22 protein-coding genes, 2 tRNA genes and 3 pseudogenes are annotated in these 19,324 nt (G+C 70.9%); 23 read left to right on the forward strand and 4 right to left on the reverse strand.

The features are described from left to right. Positions 1-36 precede the first annotated feature (36 nt). Genes EDD54_RS10350 through EDD54_RS10365 form a run of 4 tightly spaced genes read left to right on the forward strand, consistent with a single transcriptional unit; the run spans position 37 to position 4,314 of the window. On the forward strand, positions 37-1,494 hold the full coding sequence (locus EDD54_RS10350; RefSeq protein WP_126541096.1) for an ATP-binding cassette domain-containing protein: 1,458 nt from the start codon (positions 37-39) through the stop codon (positions 1,492-1,494). Beyond that, positions 1,491-2,435 carry an ABC transporter permease gene (locus EDD54_RS10355; protein WP_126541097.1) on the forward strand — a complete coding sequence of 315 codons (945 nt, stop codon included), beginning with the start codon at positions 1,491-1,493 and terminating at the stop codon, positions 2,433-2,435. The genes EDD54_RS10350 and EDD54_RS10355 overlap by 4 nt, the downstream gene beginning before the upstream one ends. Beyond that, positions 2,432-3,373 carry an ABC transporter permease gene (locus EDD54_RS10360; protein WP_126541098.1) on the forward strand — a complete coding sequence of 314 codons (942 nt, stop codon included), beginning with the start codon at positions 2,432-2,434 and terminating at the stop codon, positions 3,371-3,373. Before EDD54_RS10355 ends, EDD54_RS10360 begins: the two co-directional genes overlap by 4 nt. A gap of 20 nt (positions 3,374-3,393) precedes the next feature. After that, on the forward strand, positions 3,394-4,314 hold the full coding sequence (locus EDD54_RS10365) for an SMP-30/gluconolactonase/LRE family protein (RefSeq protein ID WP_126541099.1): 921 nt from the start codon (positions 3,394-3,396) through the stop codon (positions 4,312-4,314). Positions 4,315-4,414: 100 nt separating this feature from the next. Here the strand turns inward: EDD54_RS10365 and EDD54_RS10370 are convergent, their stop codons facing one another. Together EDD54_RS10370 and EDD54_RS10375 are read right to left on the reverse strand one after the other, a co-directional pair. Then, positions 4,415-5,410 carry a restriction endonuclease gene (locus EDD54_RS10370; protein ID WP_245515721.1) on the reverse strand — a complete coding sequence of 332 codons (996 nt, stop codon included), beginning with the start codon at positions 5,408-5,410 and terminating at the stop codon, positions 4,415-4,417. Between the two features lie 234 nt (positions 5,411-5,644). Continuing rightward, a tRNA-Thr gene (locus EDD54_RS10375) sits at positions 5,645-5,719 on the reverse strand. 132 nt (positions 5,720-5,851) lie between these two features. Here EDD54_RS10375 and EDD54_RS10380 point away from each other — a divergent pair. From EDD54_RS10380 to EDD54_RS10425, 10 genes are all read left to right on the forward strand, one after another. Next, on the forward strand, positions 5,852-6,163 hold the full coding sequence (locus EDD54_RS10380) for a hypothetical protein (RefSeq protein ID WP_126541101.1): 312 nt from the start codon (positions 5,852-5,854) through the stop codon (positions 6,161-6,163). 232 nt (positions 6,164-6,395) lie between these two features. Continuing rightward, positions 6,396-7,685, forward strand: coding sequence for a UDP-N-acetylglucosamine 1-carboxyvinyltransferase (gene murA, locus EDD54_RS10385; protein WP_126541102.1), 1,290 nt, complete (start codon positions 6,396-6,398; stop codon positions 7,683-7,685). A 251-nt stretch (positions 7,686-7,936) separates the two neighbouring features. After that, a complete protein-coding gene (locus EDD54_RS10390) occupies positions 7,937-9,169 on the forward strand; it encodes a choice-of-anchor tandem repeat GloVer-containing protein (RefSeq protein ID WP_126541103.1) in 1,233 nt (410 codons plus the stop codon). A gap of 97 nt (positions 9,170-9,266) precedes the next feature. Continuing rightward, positions 9,267-9,734, forward strand: a complete 468-nt coding sequence (locus EDD54_RS10395) for a GNAT family N-acetyltransferase (RefSeq protein ID WP_126541104.1) — start codon at positions 9,267-9,269, stop codon at positions 9,732-9,734. 91 nt (positions 9,735-9,825) lie between these two features. Next, a complete protein-coding gene (locus tag EDD54_RS10400; RefSeq protein WP_126541105.1) occupies positions 9,826-10,257 on the forward strand; it encodes a DUF2948 family protein in 432 nt (143 codons plus the stop codon). A gap of 120 nt (positions 10,258-10,377) precedes the next feature. Next, the gene (hisD, locus tag EDD54_RS10405) at positions 10,378-11,676 is read left to right on the forward strand and encodes a histidinol dehydrogenase (protein WP_126541106.1); all 1,299 of its coding nucleotides are present in this window, start codon (positions 10,378-10,380) and stop codon (positions 11,674-11,676) included. Positions 11,677-11,702: 26 nt separating this feature from the next. Next, a complete protein-coding gene (locus EDD54_RS10410) occupies positions 11,703-12,119 on the forward strand; it encodes an ACT domain-containing protein (RefSeq protein WP_126541107.1) in 417 nt (138 codons plus the stop codon). Further along, positions 12,116-12,499 carry a nuclear transport factor 2 family protein gene (locus tag EDD54_RS10415; RefSeq protein WP_126541108.1) on the forward strand — a complete coding sequence of 128 codons (384 nt, stop codon included), beginning with the start codon at positions 12,116-12,118 and terminating at the stop codon, positions 12,497-12,499. The genes EDD54_RS10410 and EDD54_RS10415 overlap by 4 nt, the downstream gene beginning before the upstream one ends. A 98-nt stretch (positions 12,500-12,597) precedes the next feature. Then, positions 12,598-13,089, forward strand: coding sequence for a UPF0262 family protein (locus EDD54_RS10420; protein WP_126541109.1), 492 nt, complete (start codon positions 12,598-12,600; stop codon positions 13,087-13,089). A gap of 5 nt (positions 13,090-13,094) precedes the next feature. After that, positions 13,095-13,547, forward strand: coding sequence for an arsenate-mycothiol transferase ArsC (locus tag EDD54_RS10425; protein ID WP_425374989.1), 453 nt, complete (start codon positions 13,095-13,097; stop codon positions 13,545-13,547). 20 nt (positions 13,548-13,567) lie between these two features. On the opposite strand, the gene EDD54_RS10430 is transcribed toward EDD54_RS10425, so the two are convergent. Further along, on the reverse strand, positions 13,568-14,056 hold the full coding sequence (locus EDD54_RS10430) for a GNAT family N-acetyltransferase (protein ID WP_165644404.1): 489 nt from the start codon (positions 14,054-14,056) through the stop codon (positions 13,568-13,570). A gap of 132 nt (positions 14,057-14,188) precedes the next feature. On the opposite strand from EDD54_RS10430, the gene infA reads away from it, so the two are divergent. From infA to EDD54_RS23200, 7 genes and pseudogenes are all read left to right on the forward strand, one after another. Then, positions 14,189-14,407, forward strand: a complete 219-nt coding sequence (infA, locus tag EDD54_RS10435; RefSeq protein ID WP_003503453.1) for a translation initiation factor IF-1 — start codon at positions 14,189-14,191, stop codon at positions 14,405-14,407. Positions 14,408-14,438: 31 nt separating this feature from the next. Then, positions 14,439-15,062 carry a Maf family nucleotide pyrophosphatase gene (locus tag EDD54_RS10440; protein WP_126541112.1) on the forward strand — a complete coding sequence of 208 codons (624 nt, stop codon included), beginning with the start codon at positions 14,439-14,441 and terminating at the stop codon, positions 15,060-15,062. Beyond that, a complete protein-coding gene (gene yacG, locus EDD54_RS10445; protein ID WP_126541113.1) occupies positions 15,059-15,247 on the forward strand; it encodes a DNA gyrase inhibitor YacG in 189 nt (62 codons plus the stop codon). Before EDD54_RS10440 ends, yacG begins: the two co-directional genes overlap by 4 nt. A gap of 382 nt (positions 15,248-15,629) precedes the next feature. Continuing rightward, positions 15,630-15,705 (forward strand) — tRNA-Phe (locus tag EDD54_RS10450). 180 nt (positions 15,706-15,885) lie between these two features. Then, positions 15,886-16,074: pseudogene (locus tag EDD54_RS23775) on the forward strand (Arm DNA-binding domain-containing protein); the annotation flags it as partial. Between the two features lie 107 nt (positions 16,075-16,181). After that, positions 16,182-16,295: pseudogene (locus EDD54_RS23780) on the forward strand (hypothetical protein); the annotation flags it as partial. Beyond that, a complete protein-coding gene (locus EDD54_RS23200) occupies positions 16,259-17,107 on the forward strand; it encodes a tyrosine-type recombinase/integrase (protein WP_126541115.1) in 849 nt (282 codons plus the stop codon). The pseudogene EDD54_RS23780 and the gene EDD54_RS23200, both read left to right, overlap by 37 nt. Before the next feature lie 239 nt (positions 17,108-17,346). On the opposite strand, the pseudogene EDD54_RS10465 reads toward EDD54_RS23200, so the two are convergent. Then, positions 17,347-17,636, reverse strand: a pseudogene (locus tag EDD54_RS10465) (transposase); the annotation flags it as partial. A gap of 414 nt (positions 17,637-18,050) precedes the next feature. Here EDD54_RS10465 and EDD54_RS22935 point away from each other — a divergent pair. After that, positions 18,051-18,212, forward strand: coding sequence for a hypothetical protein (locus EDD54_RS22935; RefSeq protein ID WP_165644406.1), 162 nt, complete (start codon positions 18,051-18,053; stop codon positions 18,210-18,212). Positions 18,213-18,355: 143 nt separating this feature from the next. Further along, positions 18,356-19,303, forward strand: a complete 948-nt coding sequence (locus EDD54_RS10470) for a hypothetical protein (RefSeq protein WP_126541116.1) — start codon at positions 18,356-18,358, stop codon at positions 19,301-19,303. Positions 19,304-19,324 lie beyond the last annotated feature (21 nt).

The following is a 19,324-nucleotide window of genomic DNA, read 5'->3' on the forward strand; positions in this document are numbered from 1 at the left end:
TTCCCCGCCGCCCGCCTCCCGGGACGATCCGTATCGATGAGCAGTGCATCCCACGAGGCGGCGATCGTCGCCGTCGAGGCGGTCGAGGTCCGGTTCGGCGCCGTCCGCGCGCTCGACGGCGTCGACCTTTCCATCGCCCCCGGCGAATGCGTCGGGCTGGTCGGCCACAACGGCGCCGGCAAGTCCACCATCGTCAACGTCGTCAACGGCGGCCTCACCCCGCACGCCGGCAGCGTGCGCTACGCCGGCCGGGACGCCGGCACCGGCATCGCGGTCGCCCGCGCCAACGGCGTGCGCTGCGTGTTCCAGGAGCTGTCGCTCTGCCCCAACCTGACGGTGGCGGAGAACATGCGGGTGATGCACGCCGGTCTCGGCGGCTTCGGCTGGCGCCGCCGGGCGCTCGGGATCGTCCGTGCCAAACTCGCCGAGATCTTCCCCGGCAACGGGATCGACTGCGGCGCCACCGTCGGCGACCTCGCCATCGCCGAGCGGCAGATGGTCGAGATCGCGATCGCCTTCGCCGAGGTCTCCGGCCCCGCCCGGCTCGTCATCCTCGACGAGCCGACCTCCTCGCTCGACGCCGGCCTCGCCGAGCAGCTCACCGCCCACGTCCGCCGCTTCGTCGCGGGCGGCGGCGCGGTGGTGCTGATCTCGCACATCCTCGGCGAGATCCTGTCGACCGCGAGCCGCATCGTGGTGATGAAGGACGGCCGCGTCGTCGCCAGCCGCCCGGCGGCCGACTTCGACGTCGCCGGCCTCGTGCAGGCGATGGGCAGCGTCGTCAAAGAGCAGGGCCCGCGCGCCGCCGCCGCGGTCCGCGGCGCGGCGGTGGTCGAACCGGTGTCGCCCGGCGGGCGCGGCCTGCCGTTCCGCGCCTTCGCCGGCGAGGTGATCGGCCTCGCCGGTCTCGCCGGCCACGGCCAGACCGACATGCTGCTCGCCCTCCACCGCGCCCGCGCCAGCGACTGGCTGCCCGGCCGCGGCCGCGGCGTCGCCTTCGTCGCCGGCGACCGCGGCCTCAACGGCACGTTCCCGCTGTGGAGCATCCTGCGCAATCTCTCGATCTCGGCGATCGGCCGTTCGGCTCGGGCCGGTCTCGTCGACGGCGCGGGCGAGGCGGCGCTCGGCGCCGAATGGCGCCGTCGCATCGAGATCCGCACCCCGGACATGGGCAACGGCATCCTGTCGCTCTCGGGCGGCAACCAGCAGAAGGTGCTGTTCGCCCGCGCCCTCGCCACATCCGCCGCCCTGGTGCTGATGGACGACCCGATGCGCGGCGTCGACGTCGGCACCAAGCAGGAGGTCTACGCCATGTTGCGCGCCGAGGCCGCGGCCGGACGCACCTTCGTCTGGTATTCCACCGAGATGGACGAGATCCGCCTCTGCGACCGCGTCTACGTCTTCCGCGACGGCGCCATCGTCGCCGAACTCGTCGGCGATGCCGTCACCGAGCACGCCGTGCTCGAGGCCTCCTTCGCGGGGGAGGCGGCATGAGCGGCGTTTCGGCCTCCACCATCCGCCAGATCGTGCCGGCGCTGTCGCTCGCGGTGCTGCTCGCGGCGGTGTTCTACCTGCAGCCGCGAGCGATGAGCTACGTCGGGCTGAACCTCCTGTTCAACCTCGCGGTGCCGATCGCGCTCGCCACCGTGGCGCAGATGCTGATCATCGCGGTCAACGACCTCGACCTGTCGATGGGCACCTTCGTCAGCTTCGCCGCCTGCGTCGCCGCCACCTTCCTGCGCGACACGCCCGTGCTCGGCGTCGCCATCCTCGCCGGCGCGATCGCGACCTACGCGGTGATCGGCGTCGTGATCCACCTGCGCGACCTGCCGTCGATCGTGGTGACGCTCGGCATGAGCTTCGTCTGGGGCGGCCTCGCCGTGCTGATCCTGCCCGCGCCCGGCGGCTCGGCGCCGGACTGGGCCCGCGCCGTCATGACCGCCAAGCCGCCGCTGGTGCCGATCGCCATCGTCGCGTCGGTCGCGATCGCGGTGGCCGCCCATCTCGTGGTGACGCGCTCGACCTTCGGCGTGCTGATCCGCGGCGTCGGCGGCAACGCCCGCTCGGTCGAGCGCTCGGGCTGGTCGGTGCTGGCGATCCGGGCCGGCGCCTACGCCGCCGCCGGCTTCCTCGCCGTGCTCGCCGGCATCGCGCTGGTCGGGCTGACGACGTCCGCCGACGCCAACATCGCGCTGCGCTACACGCTCCTCTCGATCGCCGGGGTGATCCTCGGCGGCGGCGAGTTCGTCGGCGGCCGGGTCTCGCCGGTCGGCGCGGTGATCGGCGCGCTGACGCTGGCGCTCGCCGGCTCCTTCCTGTCCTTCCTCAGGATCTCGCCCGACTGGCAGATCGGCGCCCAGGGCGCGATCCTGATCGTCGTGCTGGGGCTGAGGCTGCTGCTCGACCGGACCGAACGGCGGGAGAAGCACCCGTGACCCTCCTCCTGCGCAAGCCCTGGATCTGGTCCTACGTCGCGACGGTCGCCGTCTTCGTCGTCACCGTGCTGTTCACCGGCGGCGCCAGCGCCGGCGGGCTCGGGGAAGCGGCGCTGACCTTCGCGGCCTTCTCGGTGCTGGTCGGCCTCGGCCAGATGTTCGTGATCACGCTCGGGCCCGGCAACGTCGACCTCTCGGTGCCCGCGACCATGACGCTCGCAGGCACGCTGTCGCTGAAGTACATGGACGGCGCCGTCGGCGTGGTGCCGGCCGGCCTCGCCATCGCGCTCGTGGTCGGCGTCGCCGTCGGGGCCGGCAACTACGGCCTGATCAAGCTGCTCCGGATCCCGCCGATCATCGCGACGCTGTCGACCAGCTTCGTGGTGCAGTCGACCGCGATCTGGTCGAATCGCGGCCTCCGGGTGAAGCCGCCGGAGAGCATGGCGAGTTTCACCACCAGTTCGACCCTCGGCGTGCCCAACGTGGCGATCCTGGCGCTGCTGCTCTCGGTCGTCGCCTGGATCCTGCTCGAGAAGAGCGTCTACGGCCGCTGGATCGCCGCGATCGGCCAGTCGCGCTTCGCCGCCCGCATGGCCGGCATCCCGGTCGACGGCACGCGGCTCGTCACCTACGTGCTGTCGGCGGTACTGGCGTCGCTGTGCGGCTTCCTGTTCGCCTGCTTCTCCGGCGGCGCCGCGCTCAACATGGGCGCGGAATACCTGCTGACCTCGATCGCCGTGGTGGTGATCGGCGGCTCGGCGGTCGCCGGCGGCAATTCCAACGTGCCGGGAATCTGGGGCGCCTCGCTGTTCCTGTTCCTGGTGGTCTCGATGCTCAACACCTACGGCTTCGGCGCCGGCGTCCGGATGATCCTGACCGGGCTGATCATCATCGCGGTGATCCTGGTGGCGAGCGGCAGGTACCGGTTCGGCCGCTGAGGCGGCGAGGGGAGGGTTCCATGGCAGGCTCGTCCATCTACGAGATCCACGACGATCGCTTCCGCCACCTGGTGGTCGGCAGCGCCGGGCTCGACGAGCTCTATTCCGGCTGCCGATGGGCGGAGGGGCCGGTGTGGTTCGCCGACCTCAACTGCCTCGTCTTCAGCGACATCCCCAACGAGCGGATGCTGTGCTTCTCCGGCGTCGGCGAGGGTGCCGTCTCGGTGTTCCGCCGGCCCTCCGGCTTCACCAACGGCAACACCCGCGACAACCAGGGCCGGCTGGTCTCCTGCGAGCACGGCGGCCGGCGCGTCGTGCGCACCGAGACCGACGGCCGCCTGACCGTGCTCGCCGACGCCTTCGGCGGCCGCCGCCTCAACTCGCCCAACGACGTGGTGGTGAAGTCCGACGACAGCGTGTGGTTCACCGACCCGACCTACGGCATCATGTCGGACTACGAGGGCTACGCCGCCGAGCCCGAGCAGCCGACCCGCAACGTCTACCGGCTCGACCCGCGGAGCGGCCGGCTCGACGCCGTCTGCACCGACTTCGGCCAGCCGAACGGCCTCGCCTTCTCGCCGGACGAGCGCCGCCTCTACGTCGCCGATTCCGCCTCCAGCCACGACCCGTCCTGGCCGAGCCACATCCGCGTCTTCGACGTCCGCGACGACGGCACGCTTTCGGGCGGCGGGGTGTTCTGCACCATCGACGTCGGCCTGCCCGACGGCCTGCGCGTCGACGTCGCCGGCAACGTCTGGACCAGCGCCGGCGACGGCGTCCACTGCTTCGCCCCCGACGGCACCCTGCTCGGCAAGATCCTGGTGCCCCAGACCGTCGCCAACGTCGCCTTCGGCGGCCCCCGCCGCAACCGCCTCTTCATCACCGCGACGCGCTCGCTCTACGCGGTGTATACGGCGACGACGGGCGCGGGGCGGGGTTGAGGGGGCGTGGCCCTTTCGGCCCCTCCCGAAGGCATCCGGCCGGCGAGGGTGCGGGAGCGGTGCGCGGGTTGGTGCGCCTTTCCGCGCACTTGGCCACGGATCAGGCGGGCCAGTAGACCTTCTTCAGCGGTACGAGTTGCTGCGTCTTCAGATCCAGCTTTTCGTATTGTTCGATGATCGCGGTCACCAGATCGTCGCCCGTCATCAGGGAGAGCGGAATGCTCGCGCGGTCGGCCTCGTAGCGCGCATCCCTCGTGAAGCCGCCCGTCGAGACATAGAGCCCCTTGTCCTGCGGGTGTCGGCCGCCGAGGAAGCTCCTGATCGCCTGGGCGCCGATCGCGCCTTGCCGGTGCTTGACCTCCACGACGATCCGCGGCGGCTCGAACCCGAAGCCGTCGGGTGAGGCGACGATGTCCTTGCCCTGATCGGGTCCGGTCGGCGAGACGCGGGTCTTGTAGCCGAGCGCCCTGAGGAGCCCGGCGACCAGCTCCTGCATGTCCGACCAACTGAGGGCGGCGATCCGGTCCTTGATGAACTCCAGCGCCTTGGCCTGGATGTCCTGGAAGACGTCCTCCTCCACCACCGCGCTCTCGGCCGCGGCCGGTGGCGGCAGGGGGCGCTCGGACGTCAGGGCGCGTTCGATGTCGTCGAGCACGTCCTTGCCGAGGGCGAACAGCGCCGATATCGACCCCAGTGAATTCCTGCTCGCGGCGCTCAGCAAGTCTCGCGAGATCTCGCGATGCCAGCGCACCGGCCTCACGTGCGGATCCTCGGGGTCGACCGCGGGATCGAACCCGTAATCGCCGGCGATCTCGCCGACGAGGTAGATCCGACGGCCGGGGTCGTAGGTGACGACGACGTCCCCGATCTTCATCTCCGACCGAAATCGATGGAGCTGTCCCGTGGACATGGCCACGGCCTGCGCCTTCCAGTCGGGGCGGGACTGTACCACCGCAGCGGCGATCTTGTCCCGTGACGGCAGACGGGAGAGGTCGCCGATCTCGCCCAGCCCGATCGCGACGAGGGATCGGTCCTTGAAGAGATCGTACAGCCTGCCGCCGCGCTCCGCGCGGACCATCCAGCCTCGCTTGCTCATCCCCCGACCCGCCCCTTCCGGCGTCGATCACGCGACGGCGGTACCGTACCACCCATTCGGCCCGCGTTTGCAACCCGCCGACGCCGCAGATCCCAACGGGGATCGTTACGCGAGGTCGTCGGGTGCTCGGTCGGCGAGGGCATCGCGAGGGCGACCGTGTACCACCCCCGTGTACCGGATGGCGGTCGAAAACCCAAGGGAGGCAAAAGCTTCTGCGATTTCAAGGGGATTTGATGGTGCTGCCAGAGAGGATTGAACTCTCGACCTCTCCCTTACCAAGGGAGTGCTCTACCACTGAGCTACGGCAGCGCCGGCGACGTCGGGAGGCCTCGTCGGCGGCCCCGTGTCGATGGCGGCTCCTCTGCCACAGATCCCGGGGGGATGCAAGCGCCGTCGTGGCGAAAACGGGCCGGCGTGGGCGGAAGGGTGGCGGGCGGAGGCGTGGAGAAGCGCGGAAAGCCGCGCTTTTCCCTTGTTTCCGTCGAACTTCCCCGTCATGGAAGGGACGACGAACGACAAGGCGTGCCGGGGACGATGGCGACGGGCGAGGGCGGCGACGAGCGGGCACGGCGGCTGGCCGAGGCGCTGAGGGCGAACCTGAAGCGTCGCAAGGCGCAGGCGAAGAGCCGGCGCGCCGGCGAGGCCGACGGCCGGGCCGGTCTGCCGGCCGCCGGGATCGCCGACGTCGACGCGGCGGGCGAATCGGCCGATGCTGATTCGCTCGGCGACGGGGCCGCGGCGCCGGAACGGTGACGCCCTGGCGCCGGCGTCCGAGCGTCGGTGGTACTCCGACGGCCGTCCGCGGCGCGAGAGCGCCGGCGCGGCGTGCGGGGCACGCGTCGGGCGGCGGATCCGCGGGTCGGGAGCGACGCGCGGCGGGATCATGGGAACGACAGCCGCGGCCGACGCCCGAGAGGGGCGGGCCGGACGGCCGGCGGACGAGGGACGGCGCGGCCGTCCGCGCCGCCGCAACGGGGTGACACGGATGGACAAGATCAGGATCGTCGGCGGCAACAGGCTGAACGGCACCATTCCGATTTCCGGCGCCAAGAACGCCGCGCTGCCGCTGATGATCGCCAGCCTGCTGACCGACGAGACGCTGACGCTCGAGAACGTGCCCCGGCTCGCCGACGTCAACGGCCTGCAGCGCATCCTGGTCAACCACGGCGTCGACTACGCGGTGAACGGCAAGCGCCCCGGCGAGGACGCACTCGCGGGCCAGACCGTGAGCCTGACCGCCCGCTCGATCACCGACACCACCGCGCCCTACGAGCTGGTCTCGAAGATGCGCGCCAGCTTCTGGGTGATCGGCCCCCTGCTCGCCCGCATGCGCGAGTGCCGGGTGTCGCTGCCGGGCGGCTGCGCCATCGGCACCCGGCCGGTCGACCTGTTCCTGATGGGTCTCGAGCGCCTCGGCGCGCAGATCGACGTCGACGGCGGTTACGTGGTGGCGCGGGCGCCGAACGGCCTCGTCGGCGGCCGGATCGTGTTCCCGAAGGTCTCGGTCGGCGCCACCCACACGCTGATGATGGCCGCCGCCCTCGCCAAGGGCGAGACCGTGATCGAGAACGCCGCCCGCGAGCCCGAGGTGGTCGACCTAGCCCGCTGCCTGACCGCCATGGGCGCAGAGATCGAGGGCGCCGGCTCCGAGACGATCCGGATCCAGGGCGTCGACCGCCTGCGCGGCGCCCGCCACAAGGTGGTGTCGGACCGCATCGAGGCCGGCACCTACGCCATGGCCGTGGCGATGACCGGCGGCGACGTGCTGCTCGAGAACGCCGAGGCCGACCTGCTGGGCGAGCCGATCGAGGTGCTGCGCCGGGTCGGCGCCGAGATCGTCGAGACCAACCGCGGCCTCCAGGTCCGCCGCAACGGCCACGGCATCGTGGCGACAGACGTCGAGACCCAGCCGTTCCCGGGCTTCCCGACCGACCTCCAGGCCCAGTTCATGGCGCTGATGACCATGGCCAAGGGCACCTCGCGGATCACCGAGACCATCTTCGAGAACCGCTTCATGCACGTGGCGGAACTCGCCCGCTTCGGCGCGCGCATCCAGCTCGACGGCCAGGTGGCGACCGTCGAGGGGGTCGAGCGCCTGCGCGGCGCCCCGGTGATGGCGACCGACCTGCGCGCCTCTGTGTCACTGGTGATCGCCGGCCTCGCCGCCGAGGGCGAGACCATGGTCAACCGCGTCTACCACCTCGACCGCGGCTTCGAGCGCCTCGAGGACAAGATCGGCCGCTGCGGCGCGGTGATCGAGCGCATCGCGGGCTGACGCAGGGCCCGCGGCGATCTCCGCCCCGCGGGCGGAACGCCGCGGGCGAGATCGCTCCCTCGCGGGGGCGGACGCGCGGCCGTGATCCCGCGGAGATCCCGAGAGCCGGACTTCGCTGGCGGCGGCGGGGGCGTGCGACGGGCCTGCGTCACAGCGACACGAAGATGTCGTTGCTTTTTTCAAAGTCATCGGAAAGTCTCGGGCGCCGGCGCCTTGTTCAACCGCGCCGGCGCCCGTGCACCGGAGGCGTCATGGCCTTGTCCTTTCCGTTCTTCAGAACGCTGCTTGTTCTTCTGGCGTCGGCAGGTTGCGCCGAAGCGTCCACCACATCCGTCATCTACGGCTTCAAGGGTGGTGCGGATACGTATTTTCCCGAGTCCGGTGTTGTCGCCGGCCGCGGCGGCGCGCTCTACGGCGTCTCACCCTTCGGGGGGGCGGGCGGCAAGGGCGCGGTCTACGAGCTGCGGCCGCCCGCCAAGGCCGGCGGCGCGTGGAGCGAGCGCGTGATCCACAGCTTCACCGGTGACGCCGCCGACGGCGAGCGGCCGCAGGGACGCCTGTGGTTCGACGCGGCGAGCGGTGCGCTCTACGGTACCACGACCGGCGGCGCCTCCGGTCTCGGCAACGTCTTCCGCCTCGCGCCTCCGGCGAAGGCCGGCGGCACCTGGGCGCTCACCGTGCTCTACCGGTTCAAGGGCGACCGCGACGGCGCCAATCCCTTCGCCGGCCTCGTCCGCGGCAAGGACGGCACGTTCTACGGCACCACCTACAACGGCGGCGTCGGCGCCAGGGGCACCGTGTTCGCGCTGTCGCCGCCGACGCCGTCGCGCCCGAAGTGGACCGAGCGGCTGCTGGCGACCTTCGCCGGCGGTTCCGACGGATCGGTGCCGCTCGGCGGCGTGTCGCTGGATGCGGCCGGCAATCTCTACGGCACCACGCTCGGCGGTGGCGCGGCCGGGCAGGGCACGGTCTACCGGCTGCGCCGCCCGGCGTCGGCGACGGGCAAGTGGACCAAAACGCTGCTCTACGGTTTCGGCGCCGGCGACGACGGCCACCAGCCGGAGGGCGAGCTCCTGGTCGGCCCCGGGGGCGTCCTCTACGGCACGGCGGCGAGCGGCGGCGGCATCGGCGCCGGTCCGGGCTACGGCGTCGTGTTCGCCCTCGCCCCCGGGGCGAGCGCGGCGGCGGCGTGGAAGGAGACCGTGATCTACCGCTTCAAGGGCGGCGACGACGGCGCGGGGCCGCAGGCCGGCCTCCTGCGCGACGCCAAGGGAAACCTCTACGGGGTCACGTCCAGGACCGCGTTCAAGCTGACGCCGGCGGGCGCGACGTGGCGCGAGAGCGTCCTGCACGTGTTCGGAACCGCGCCGGACGGCGTGGCGCCGTGGTGCACGCCGGTCAAGGGCGCCGACGGTGCCCTCTACGGCACGACCTTCGCCGGCGGCCCGACCGGACTCGGCACGGTGTTCCGGCTGGTGCCCTGATCGGCGAAACCCTTGCGGATCACCGCTGAAACGAGGCATCTGCCGTTGCGGGGCGGCCGTGTCGGCCGTCCCGCGCGCAACGGGGCAGGGGGGTGTCATGGCCGTGGTCGTCCGCTGGATCGAACCATCCGACGAGGCGGCGTGGCGCCGGCTCTGGAACGGCTATCTGGTGTTCTACGCCGCGACCGTGCCCGAGGCGGTGACGGCGCACACCTTCGCGCGCTTCCTCGACCCGGCGGCGCCGATCGGCTGCCGGGTGGCGGTGGACGGCGAGCGCGTCGTCGGCTTCGCCACCCACGTCCTGCACGAGGGCACCTGGGCGTCGGCGCCGCTCTGCTACCTCGAGGACCTGTTCGTCGACGAGGCCGTGCGCGGCAGCGGTGCCGGCCGGGCGCTGATCGACGACCTGCTCGCCCTCGGCCGTGCCGCCGGCTGGGACCGGGTCTACTGGCACACCTACGAGACCAACGCGACCGCGCGCCGGCTCTACGACAGCTACAAGCCGGCGACCGGGATGATCGTCTATCAGGTCGACCTGCCGAAGCCGGACGCGTCGGCGGCCTGATCGTCGCCGCCGAGGCCGCGGTCGCGGTTGCGTCGGCCGCGCCGGCGACCTATCTCGGCGGCAGCCCGCAGCCAAGGAGCGTCGTGCCGCAATGTCCATGCTCAAGCTCGCCGCCCTCGACACCGAGGATCTCGCCGTCGTCGCCGCCCACGTCCAGGACGCCGTCCTCAAGGTCGGCGACATCGAGTGGCGGCCGCGCGAGAAGCGCCTCGTGGTCCAGCTCAACCGCTTCGTCTGGGAGGCGGCCGACCGCAAGGGCCGCGGCTTCGAGCGCCGCCGGGCGGCGCTGCACTTCTCCCGCGTCGAGGCGGTGCAGGCGAGCCGGATCCGCCGCGACGCCCCGGACGCGGTGCTGAACCTCCTGACCGTGCGCTTCGAGGCCGGCGAGGCCCCGGCCGGCCACGTCTACCTCGACTTCTCCGGCGGCGCCTCGCTGCGGCTCTCGGTCGAGTGCATCGAGGCCGGCCTCGCCGACCTCGGCGCGGCCTGGGCGACCGAGAACCGGCCGCTGCACGAGGTGTGACGGGCATTCCGGCCAGGTCGCCCGGGACGGCGCGCCTCCGCGCGACCGCGGCGGCCATGGACGGCGGGCGCGGCGGGGGCTAGAACGCCGTCGGTCCAAGGCAATCAGGGAACGCGACCCGTGGCGATCCGGCTCGACGACCGCGAGGGCGATTTCGAAGCCCGTTTCGCGGCCTTTCTCACCACCAAGCGCGAAGTCTCCGACGACGTCGACCAGGCGGTCGCCGCGATCATCACCGACGTCCGCGCCCGCGGCGACGACGCCCTCCACGACTGGACCGCCAAGCTCGACCGTTTCGATTCGCGCGCGGCTGGCCTGCGCGTGACCGAGGGCGAGATCGACGCGGCGCTCGCCGCCGTCGACGCGCGGACCCTCGACGCGCTGAAGCTCGCCCGCGACCGGATCGAGAGCCACCACGCCCGCCAGCGCCCGGCCGACGAGCGCTACGCCGACGCCCTCGGCGTCGAACTCGGCCACCGCTGGACCGCGATCGAGGCGGTCGGCCTCTACGTGCCCGGCGGCACGGCGAGCTATCCCTCGTCGGTGCTGATGAACGCGGTGCCGGCCAAGGTCGCCGGCGTCGACCGGCTGGTGATGGTGGTGCCGACCCCCGACGGGCGGCTCAACCCGCTGGTGCTCGCCGCCGCGCGGCTCGCCGGCGTCGACGAGGTCTGGCGCATCGGCGGCGCCCAGGCCGTCGCCGCGCTCGCTTACGGCACCGAGAGCATCCGGCCCGTCGCCAAGATCGTCGGCCCCGGCAACGCCTACGTCGCCGCCGCCAAGCGGCGCGTGTTCGGCACCGTCGGCATCGACATGATCGCCGGCCCGTCCGAGGTGCTGGTGATCGCCGATCGGGACAACGACCCCGACTGGATCGCCGCCGACCTCCTGGCCCAGGCCGAGCACGACACCGCGGCGCAGTCGATCCTCGTCACCGACGACGCCGGCCTCGCCGACGCGGTGGAAGCCGCCGTCGAGCGCCAGCTGCGCACGCTGCCGCGCGGCGAGACCGCCGCCGCCTCCTGGCGCGACTACGGCGCGATCGTGCTCGTGCGCGACCTTTCGTCCGCGATCCCGCTCGCCGACCGCATCGCCGCCGAGCATCTCGAGATCGCCGTCGCCGACCCCGAGCCGATGGTGGCGAAGGTGCGCAACGCCGGGGCGATCTTCATCGGCCGCAACACGCCGGAAGTGATCGGCGACTACGTCGGCGGTTCCAACCACGTGCTGCCGACCGCGCGCTCGGCGCGCTTCTCATCGGGCCTCGGGGTGCTCGACTTTATGAAGCGCACTTCGCTGCTGAAGGTCGGGCCCGACGCGTTGCGCGCCCTCGGTCCGGCCGCGATCACCCTCGCGGAAGCCGAGGGGCTCGGCGCCCACGCGCGCTCCGTGGCGATCCGGATGAACCCGGCGGAGTGAGCCCGCACCTCGCGGGAGACGACGCCATGGCCGTCACGGTTCGCCTCGTCCCGCTCGCGGGGCGCTACGGCATCGCCCGCCTCGCGCCCGGCGCGCCGCTGCCGGCCTGGGGCGACGGCCCCGGCTTCGTCAGTCTGACGCGGACGGCCGACGAGCTCTCCGTGGTCTGCCTGCAGGACCGCATCCCCGCGGACGTGCGCCGCGACCTCGACTGGCGCTGCCTCGCCCTCGCTGGGCCGTTCGCCTTCGGGGAAGCCGGCATCGTCGCGTCGGTGGTCGGGCCGGTCTCTGCCCACGGGCTCGGCGTGTTCGTGGCGTCGACCTTCGACGGCGACCACCTGCTCGTGAAGGCGGCGGACTTCGCCGCGGCGTGCGGCCTCCTCGCGGCGGCCGGGCACCGGATCGATCCGGCCGAGGCGGGAGAAGGGGAGGGACGGGCGTGAACGGACGAGCGGACGACGTGGCGGAGCCGGTCCGGCGGCAGCTCGACGCCTACAATCGGCGCGACATCGACGATTTCATGCGCTGGTGGGCCGACGACGCCCGCTGCTTCGCCTTTCCCGACACGCCGCTCGCCGAGGGCGCCGCGGCGATCAGGGCGCGCCACGTCGAGCGGTTTCGCGAACCCGACCTCCACGGCCGGCTGCTGTCGCGCGTGGTGGTCGGAAATCTCGTGGTCGACCACGAGACCGTCACCCGCAACTTTCCCGACGGACGCGGCGAGGTCGAGGTGGTCTGCCTCTACGAGGTGTCGGGCGGTCTGATCGTGCGGGCGTGGTTCCGGATGGGCGAACGCCGCCTCGACGCCGCGGCGGCCGGCTGACGGAGCCCGGCCGCGCCCTGCCGCGGCGACCTTCGGCGCACTTCGCCCGGTGCGGCGGCCCGTGCTAAGCAGGGCGGGTGGCGCGGACGGAGGCAGGCGTGGTGGATCTCACGGCAAGGCGCAACCGCGGCAGGCTGGTCGCGGTCGATCTCGACGAGGCCTCGATCGGCCGTTCGTCGAGCGAGGTGGAGCACGAGCGCCGCGTCGCGATCTACGACCTGATCGAGGAGAACACCTTCGAGCCCGCCGGCCGCGACGAGCGCGAATTCCGCCTGCGCCTCTCGATCGTCGACCGCAAGCTGGTGCTCGAGGTGACGACGCCCGACGGCGGGCCGGTCGTCACCCACGTCCTGTCGCTGACGCCGTTCCGGCGGGTCGTGAAGGACTATTTCATGATCTGCGACAGCTACTACCAGGCGATCCGCACCGCCAGTCCGAGCCAGATCGAGGCGATCGACATGGGCCGCCGCGGCCTGCACAACGAGGGCGCGCGCCTGCTGATCGAGCGGCTCGACGGCAAGGTGTCGGTGGACGTCGACACCGCGCGCCGCCTGTTCACGCTGCTCAGCGTCCTCCATTGGAAGGGGTGAGCGCCGTGAGCGAGGCGAAGCGGCCCGGCGCGGTCCTGTTCGCCTGCTCCTTCAACGCCGTACGCTCGCCGATGGCCGCGGCGATCGCCCGGCACCTCTTCCCGGGCACGGTCTACGTCGCCTCGGCCGGGGTGCGCCGGGGCGAGCCGGATCCCTTCGCCGTCGCCGTGATGGAGGAGATCGGCCTCGACATCCGCCGCCACAAGCCGCACACCTTCGAGGATCTCGAGGACACCTCCTTCGACCTCGTCGTCAGCCTCGCGCCGGAGGCCCACCACAAGGCGCTCGAGCTGACCCGCTACTATTCCCTCGACGCCGAATACTGGCCGACGGCGGATCCGACGCTGACGACCGGCTCGCGCGACCAGATCCTCGACGCCTACCGCGCCGTCCGCGACGGCCTCGAGCGGCGCATCAAGCAGCGGCTCGACTGGCGGCCGATGATCGGCCGGGCGTGAGGCCCGGCGCGAGGCGGGGATCAGTCCGGGAAGTCCTTCGGTCCGACGGCGACGACCTCGAAGCCGGCGTCGCGGTAGACGCCGATCGCCCGCGGGTCGTCGTTGGTGTCGGTGTCGAGCCGGATGGTGCCGCCCGGCCGCAGGACCGCTTCCAGCGCCCGGTGGAGCAGGTACCGTCCGACGCCGCGGCCGCGCAGGGCCGGCACGACGCCGAAATTCGCCAGCACCGCGCCCGCGCCGTCGCAGGCCTCGAACTCGCAGAGCCCGGCCGGGCCGTCCGCTCCCTCGAGCAGGAACACGCGGGTCGTCGGCGCGGCGAGGTGGGCGGCGAGCGCGGCGGGCGTCATGCGCGCGCGGTCGTCCCATTGCACCGTGTCGCCGACCGTGCGGTAGATCGCGAGGAAGGCCGCGGGCGCGATCCTCGCCTCGACCACCGTCCATTCCGCGCAGGGCAGGGGCCGGCGCGGCGGCACCGGCGGGCGGACGAGTTGCATCGAAGTGACCGTCAACCGCATCGCTCCGTCCCCTCCCTGCCGGACCGTTGCCCGGAACGCCGCTTTTCCTTGCAGGCGGCTGTTTCTTTCCGGCGCGCGATCCGCTAGTTATCCCGCCATCCTATTTCCGATCGGATCCCACACCGCATGACCAAGGAAGAAGTCCTGGAGTTTCCGGGCATCGTGACCGAACTGCTGCCGAACGCCACTTTCCGGGTGAAGCTCGAGAACGACCACGAGATCATTGCGCACACGGCCGGCCGCATGCGCAAGAACCGCATCCGCGTCCTCGCGGGCGACAAGGTCCTCGTCGAGATGACCCCCTACGACCTCACCAAGGGCCGCATCACCTATCGCTTCAAGTGATGCCGCGGCGTTTCCGGTCAGAGGGTTGAACATGGCCGACCGTCCGGTCCTGGTGCTCGCCTCCGGCAGCCCGCGCCGCCTTGCGCTGCTGGCCCAGGTCGGCATCGCGCCCGACCGGCTGATGCCCGCCGACGTCGACGAGACGCCGGGCCGCCGCGAGCTGCCGCGCACGCTGGCGCGCCGCCTCGCCCGCACCAAGGCCGAGGTCGCCCTGAGCCGCCTCGCCGGTGAGGGCGTCGCCGACGCGCTGGTGCTCGCCGCCGACACCGTGGTCGCGGTCGGCCGTCGCATCCTGCCCAAGGCCGAGACCTTCGAGGAAGCCGAGGACTGCCTCGCGCTGCTCTCCGGCCGGGCCCACCGCGTCTTCACCGCGGTCTGCCTCGCCGGCCCGCGCGGCGTCCGCGAGCGCCTCGTCGACACCCGCGTCCGCTTCAAGCGGCTGTCGCGATCCGAGATGGACGCCTATCTCGCCACCGGCGAATGGCAGGGCAAGGCCGGCGGCTACGCCATCCAGGGCTTCGCCGGCGGCTTCGTGGTCAACCTCGTCGGCTCCTACCAGTCGGTCGTCGGCCTGCCGCTCGCCGAGACGCTCGGCCTGCTCGAGGGCGCCGGCTATCCCGTCCGCGCCGGCTGGACCGGCGGCACCGCGCCGTGACCGCGGTCCCGGCCCGGCGGGCGCGCTGCCCGGTCTGCGGCAAGCCGTCCGAAGCGGCTTTCGCGCCGTTCTGCTCGCGCCGCTGCAAGGACGTCGACCTCCACCGCTGGCTCGCCGGCGGCTACGCCATCCCGGCCGTCGAATCCGACGACGACGGCGACGCCGGCGACGGCGGTTCCGACTGATACCGAGTTCGCGACGTTCCGACCCGTGGTCGGAGCGTCGTGGGCGGGACGAACCCGACCGGGCGCAGGCCGATAGGCCGAAACCTCGCAAAGTTCCGACGAGTCGGGACATTGCGTGAGAGGTACGACGGCACGTCGCGCCCCGCCACCGGGCGCGTCAACCCGCGCGACGGTCGCGGTGCCACCCTTTGCCGACGAACGCGCCGCCGCGGCTACCGCAGCATTGCAAGATGCTGATCTGACAGCGCAATTCGCGCCCGTCGCGCCCTTTTCCCCCGCCGCCGATTTTTCTCGCCGAAGCCTCTGGACAGCGTCCGCGCCGCCTTCTATAAGGCCCGTGCTTCGCCGGTGGGGACCACCAACACCCCACGGAACGCACGGCGCCCGGGTAGCTCAGTTGGTAGAGCATGCGACTGAAAATCGCAGTGTCGGTGGTTCGATTCCGCCCCCGGGCACCACTCAAGCATCCAATCAAGTCCAGAAACTTCCAAGTCACCCAGGTTTTCGCCGGGTTTTGGCGGTTTTCCCGTCCGACCGCGTCCAGGTCGGTGCGAGTGCATCCGAGGGCGTTGGGGGTATGATTCGGGGGTAGCGGCAAATACCCCCGCTCTCCGTACCCCCACCGAGGCGATGCCCCCATGGCGCTGTCCGACGCCGGGATCCGCAACGCCAAGCCCGCCGAAGCCCCCTTCAAGCTCTTCGATGGCGGCGGGCCGTTCCTGCTCGTGAACCCCGGCGGGTCGCGTCTCTGGCGATTGAAGTACCGGTTCGACCGGCGCGAGCGGCTTCTCGCGCTCGGCGCCTATCCGGCCGTCACCTTGGCGAAGGCGCGCGAGCGGCGGGACGAAGCGAAGGTCCTGCTTGCGGATGGTGTCGATCCGTCGGACGTCGGCAGTAAGAGAAGCGCGAGGCCCAACGCCTCGCCGCCGATACCTTGCGGAACATCGCCGAGGAGCAGGTCGCCAAGCTGCGGCGCGAGGGGAGGGCGCCCGCCACCCTCGCGAAGACCGAATGGCTTCCCGCGTTCGCCTTTCCGGAGATCGGCGACCGGCCGATCCGATCCATACTCCCGGCGGACGCGTTGCGCGTGCTCCGGTCGGTCGAAGCGGGGGCACTCATGAGACGGCGCGCCGTCTTCGCTCGGCCGTCGGCACCATCTTCCGCTATGCCGTGGCCACGACCCGCACCGAGAACGAGCCGACTTTCGCCCTCAAAGGGGCGCTGCCGACCCCGACGGTCCGTCACCGCGCCTCCATCACCGATCCGACGCGGCTCGGCGCCTTCCTGCGCAGCCTCGACGCTTTCGACGGTCAGCCGACCACGTCGGCCGCTTTGCGGCTGCTGCCTATCCTCTTCCCGCGCCCCGGCGCGCTCAGGGCGGCGGAATGGAGCGAGTTCGATCTCGACGCGGCCGTTTGGACTATCCCCGCGAGCCGCACCAAGATGCGGCGCGCCAATCGCGGGCCGCTTCCGGCGCAGGCCGTCTCCATCCTGCGATCTTTGAAGGCTGTCACCGGATCCAGGCGCTTGCTCTTCCCGTGTGTGCGCAGCGTCACCCGTCCTATCTCCGAGAACACTCTGAACGCCGCCCTGCGCAGGCTCGGCTACACCCCCGACGACGTCACCGCGCACGGCTTCCGCGCGACCGCCTCGTCACTCCTCAACGAAAGCGGGCTTTGGCACGCCGACGCGATCGAACGGCAGCTCGCCCATGTCGAAGGCAATGACGTTCGACGCGCCTATGCGCGTGGGGGGCATTGGGACGAGCGTGTCCCTATGATGCAGTGGTGGGCTGCTCATTTGGACGGGCTAACAGTCGATTCTACAATATCCGTGAGTGCCGGTTCCGTCATGGTCTAAGTCCGTGCCGTGCACTCAGCGGTCTTGCGGCCAAGCGCCTAGAGCCCAAAAAGGCCGAACGCCAACGATCCGATCTTCAAGGAAAGCTCGAACGACCATCGTCCTTTCGTATTGGAAGCGGAAATGAGTATGGTCTTACGAACCGGCGAAATCACATCGGTCGATGTCACAAAGAAATGAAACACTTCGGTTTTGTGTAAAATGGCAGTCAAGAAGTCCGATCTATGATCTTTTCTCTGGGCGTCGTGCACGGTGGCGGGCGTCACCATTTTTCTGCCAGCAGGTCTTTCAGGACAGAGGCGTCGAGAATGGCGTCGGCCAGGAGGCGCTTCAGCTTGGCGTTCTCGTCCTCGAGCGCCTTCAGCCGCTTCGCCTCGGAGACCTCCATGCCGCCGAACTTGGCCGTCCAGGCGTGGAACGTCGCCGTGCCGATGCCGTGGCGGCGGCAGATCCCTGCCGTCTTGCCGCCCGCCTCCTGCTCACGCAACACGCCGATGATCCGCTCTTCCGAGAACCTCGATCGCTTCATGGTCCGGTCCTCTCGATCGGACGGACTCCAACGTCAGATGGACCGAAATACGGGGCTCACGGCAGCGGGTCGGGAGCGGCATATTTGTGAAGGCCATCCTGAGCCTCGTCTCGATAGTTTTCGATTTCGGGATCGGCTTCAGAGCGACATGCGCGACGCAACCTTACGCTTCGGCAAGGGTTGATAATTTCCGGCTCGAACCTCCGTTGAATTGTCCGAAAGGGGGCGGCGGAGCGGGTGGGGACATGGAAGATCGCGTCCCCGCCTAACGCGTATCGAAATCTCGTCGCTTCGAGCGTTCGCCGCAGCGCGGCATGTTCGCCTTGACAGTCCAGACGCCTTCCGGCTAGCGATTTGGCTAAAAATCGTAGCTTCAGTCCGAGCGAGGTCAACATGGCCACTCCGGATATAAACATGGCCACTCCGGATAATGGAATTTCCAACGACGCTCTCGCGAGCGCGGAGCGCTCCGAAACGCTGCTCGAATGGAATGTCCCGTCGTTCCGCCGGCTCAGCCTCGCGGACGCCGAGTTCAATCCGGGGATCGGGGGCGATGGGTTTGGGAAATCCTCCTGAGCCTCGTTTGGCAGGTTCTCGATTTCGGGGTCGGCTCGCGATCGTCACGCGGAGCGCTGCCGCCCGCCGCGGCATGGGACTGATGTTCTCGGGCTCGAACCTGCCTTGAATCGCCCGAAGGGATCGGCGGAGCGGCTGGCAACATGGAAGATCATGTCTACGCCTGCTTCGGCCTGAACATTCGCTCGCAAATCGCATTGCCGGAAATTCAGGATGCGGCGGAGCCTGACGGCCGGCTGTCGCGCGCCGTCGTGAGGCTCGGGGAGGCCGCGCCGCGGATCGGCGGCGAAGGGGGCGCGGCCCCGCGCTTCGAAGTTTCCGATTTCGGCGTGATCTTCTCCGTTCCCGACGTCGCGCAATATCACGTCGCCAACGGCAACGAGATCGTGGTGACGCCGGCGCCGGGTGCGGCGATGCGCGACGTCCGCCTCTACCTGCTCGGCTCGGCATTCGGGCTTCTTTGTCATCAGCGCGGTCTGATGCCGCTGCACGCCAATGCGATCGTGATGGACGGCGAGGCGGTCGCGTTCGCCGGGACCAGCGGCGCGGGCAAATCCACGCTTGCCGCCTATTTCCAGCGCAGCGGCCAGCAACTGCTGTGCGACGACATCTGCGTGCTCAGCTTCGACGCGGACGGCCGGCCGCTCGCCTGGCCCGGCCCGCCGAGCCTCAAACTATGGGCGGATGCGGCGAGCGCGTTCGGTCATGACGGCGATCGGCTCGAACGCGTCGGCGCGCGCTGGGACAAATTTCACGTGCCGTTTTCGCGCGACATCGGCTCCGCGCCGTTCCCCTTGCGGCGGCTCTATATCCTGGGAAAGCAGGAGGCGGAAGCGGCGGAGTTCGTCCGGCTACGCGGCGCGAGCGCGATCGAGGCGATCGCCGCGCAGACCTATCGCAGCCCGTTCATCGGGCCTATGGGGCTGCGGACGCGGCATTTGCGGCAGAGCATCGCGCTGGCCAAGGGGGCGGAGGTCTATGTCGCGCCGCGCGAATGGGGCTTCGATGTGTTCGAGCGCGAAGCCGATCGGTTGCTGCGTCACGCGGCGCTGCCGCGGACCGGCGCCGAACCGGTTTCGACGGCGCCGTGACCGACCGTTCAAGAGGAGTAA

The organism is Oharaeibacter diazotrophicus, from assembly GCF_004362745.1.
Lineage (GTDB): Bacteria > Pseudomonadota > Alphaproteobacteria > Rhizobiales > Pleomorphomonadaceae > Oharaeibacter > Oharaeibacter diazotrophicus.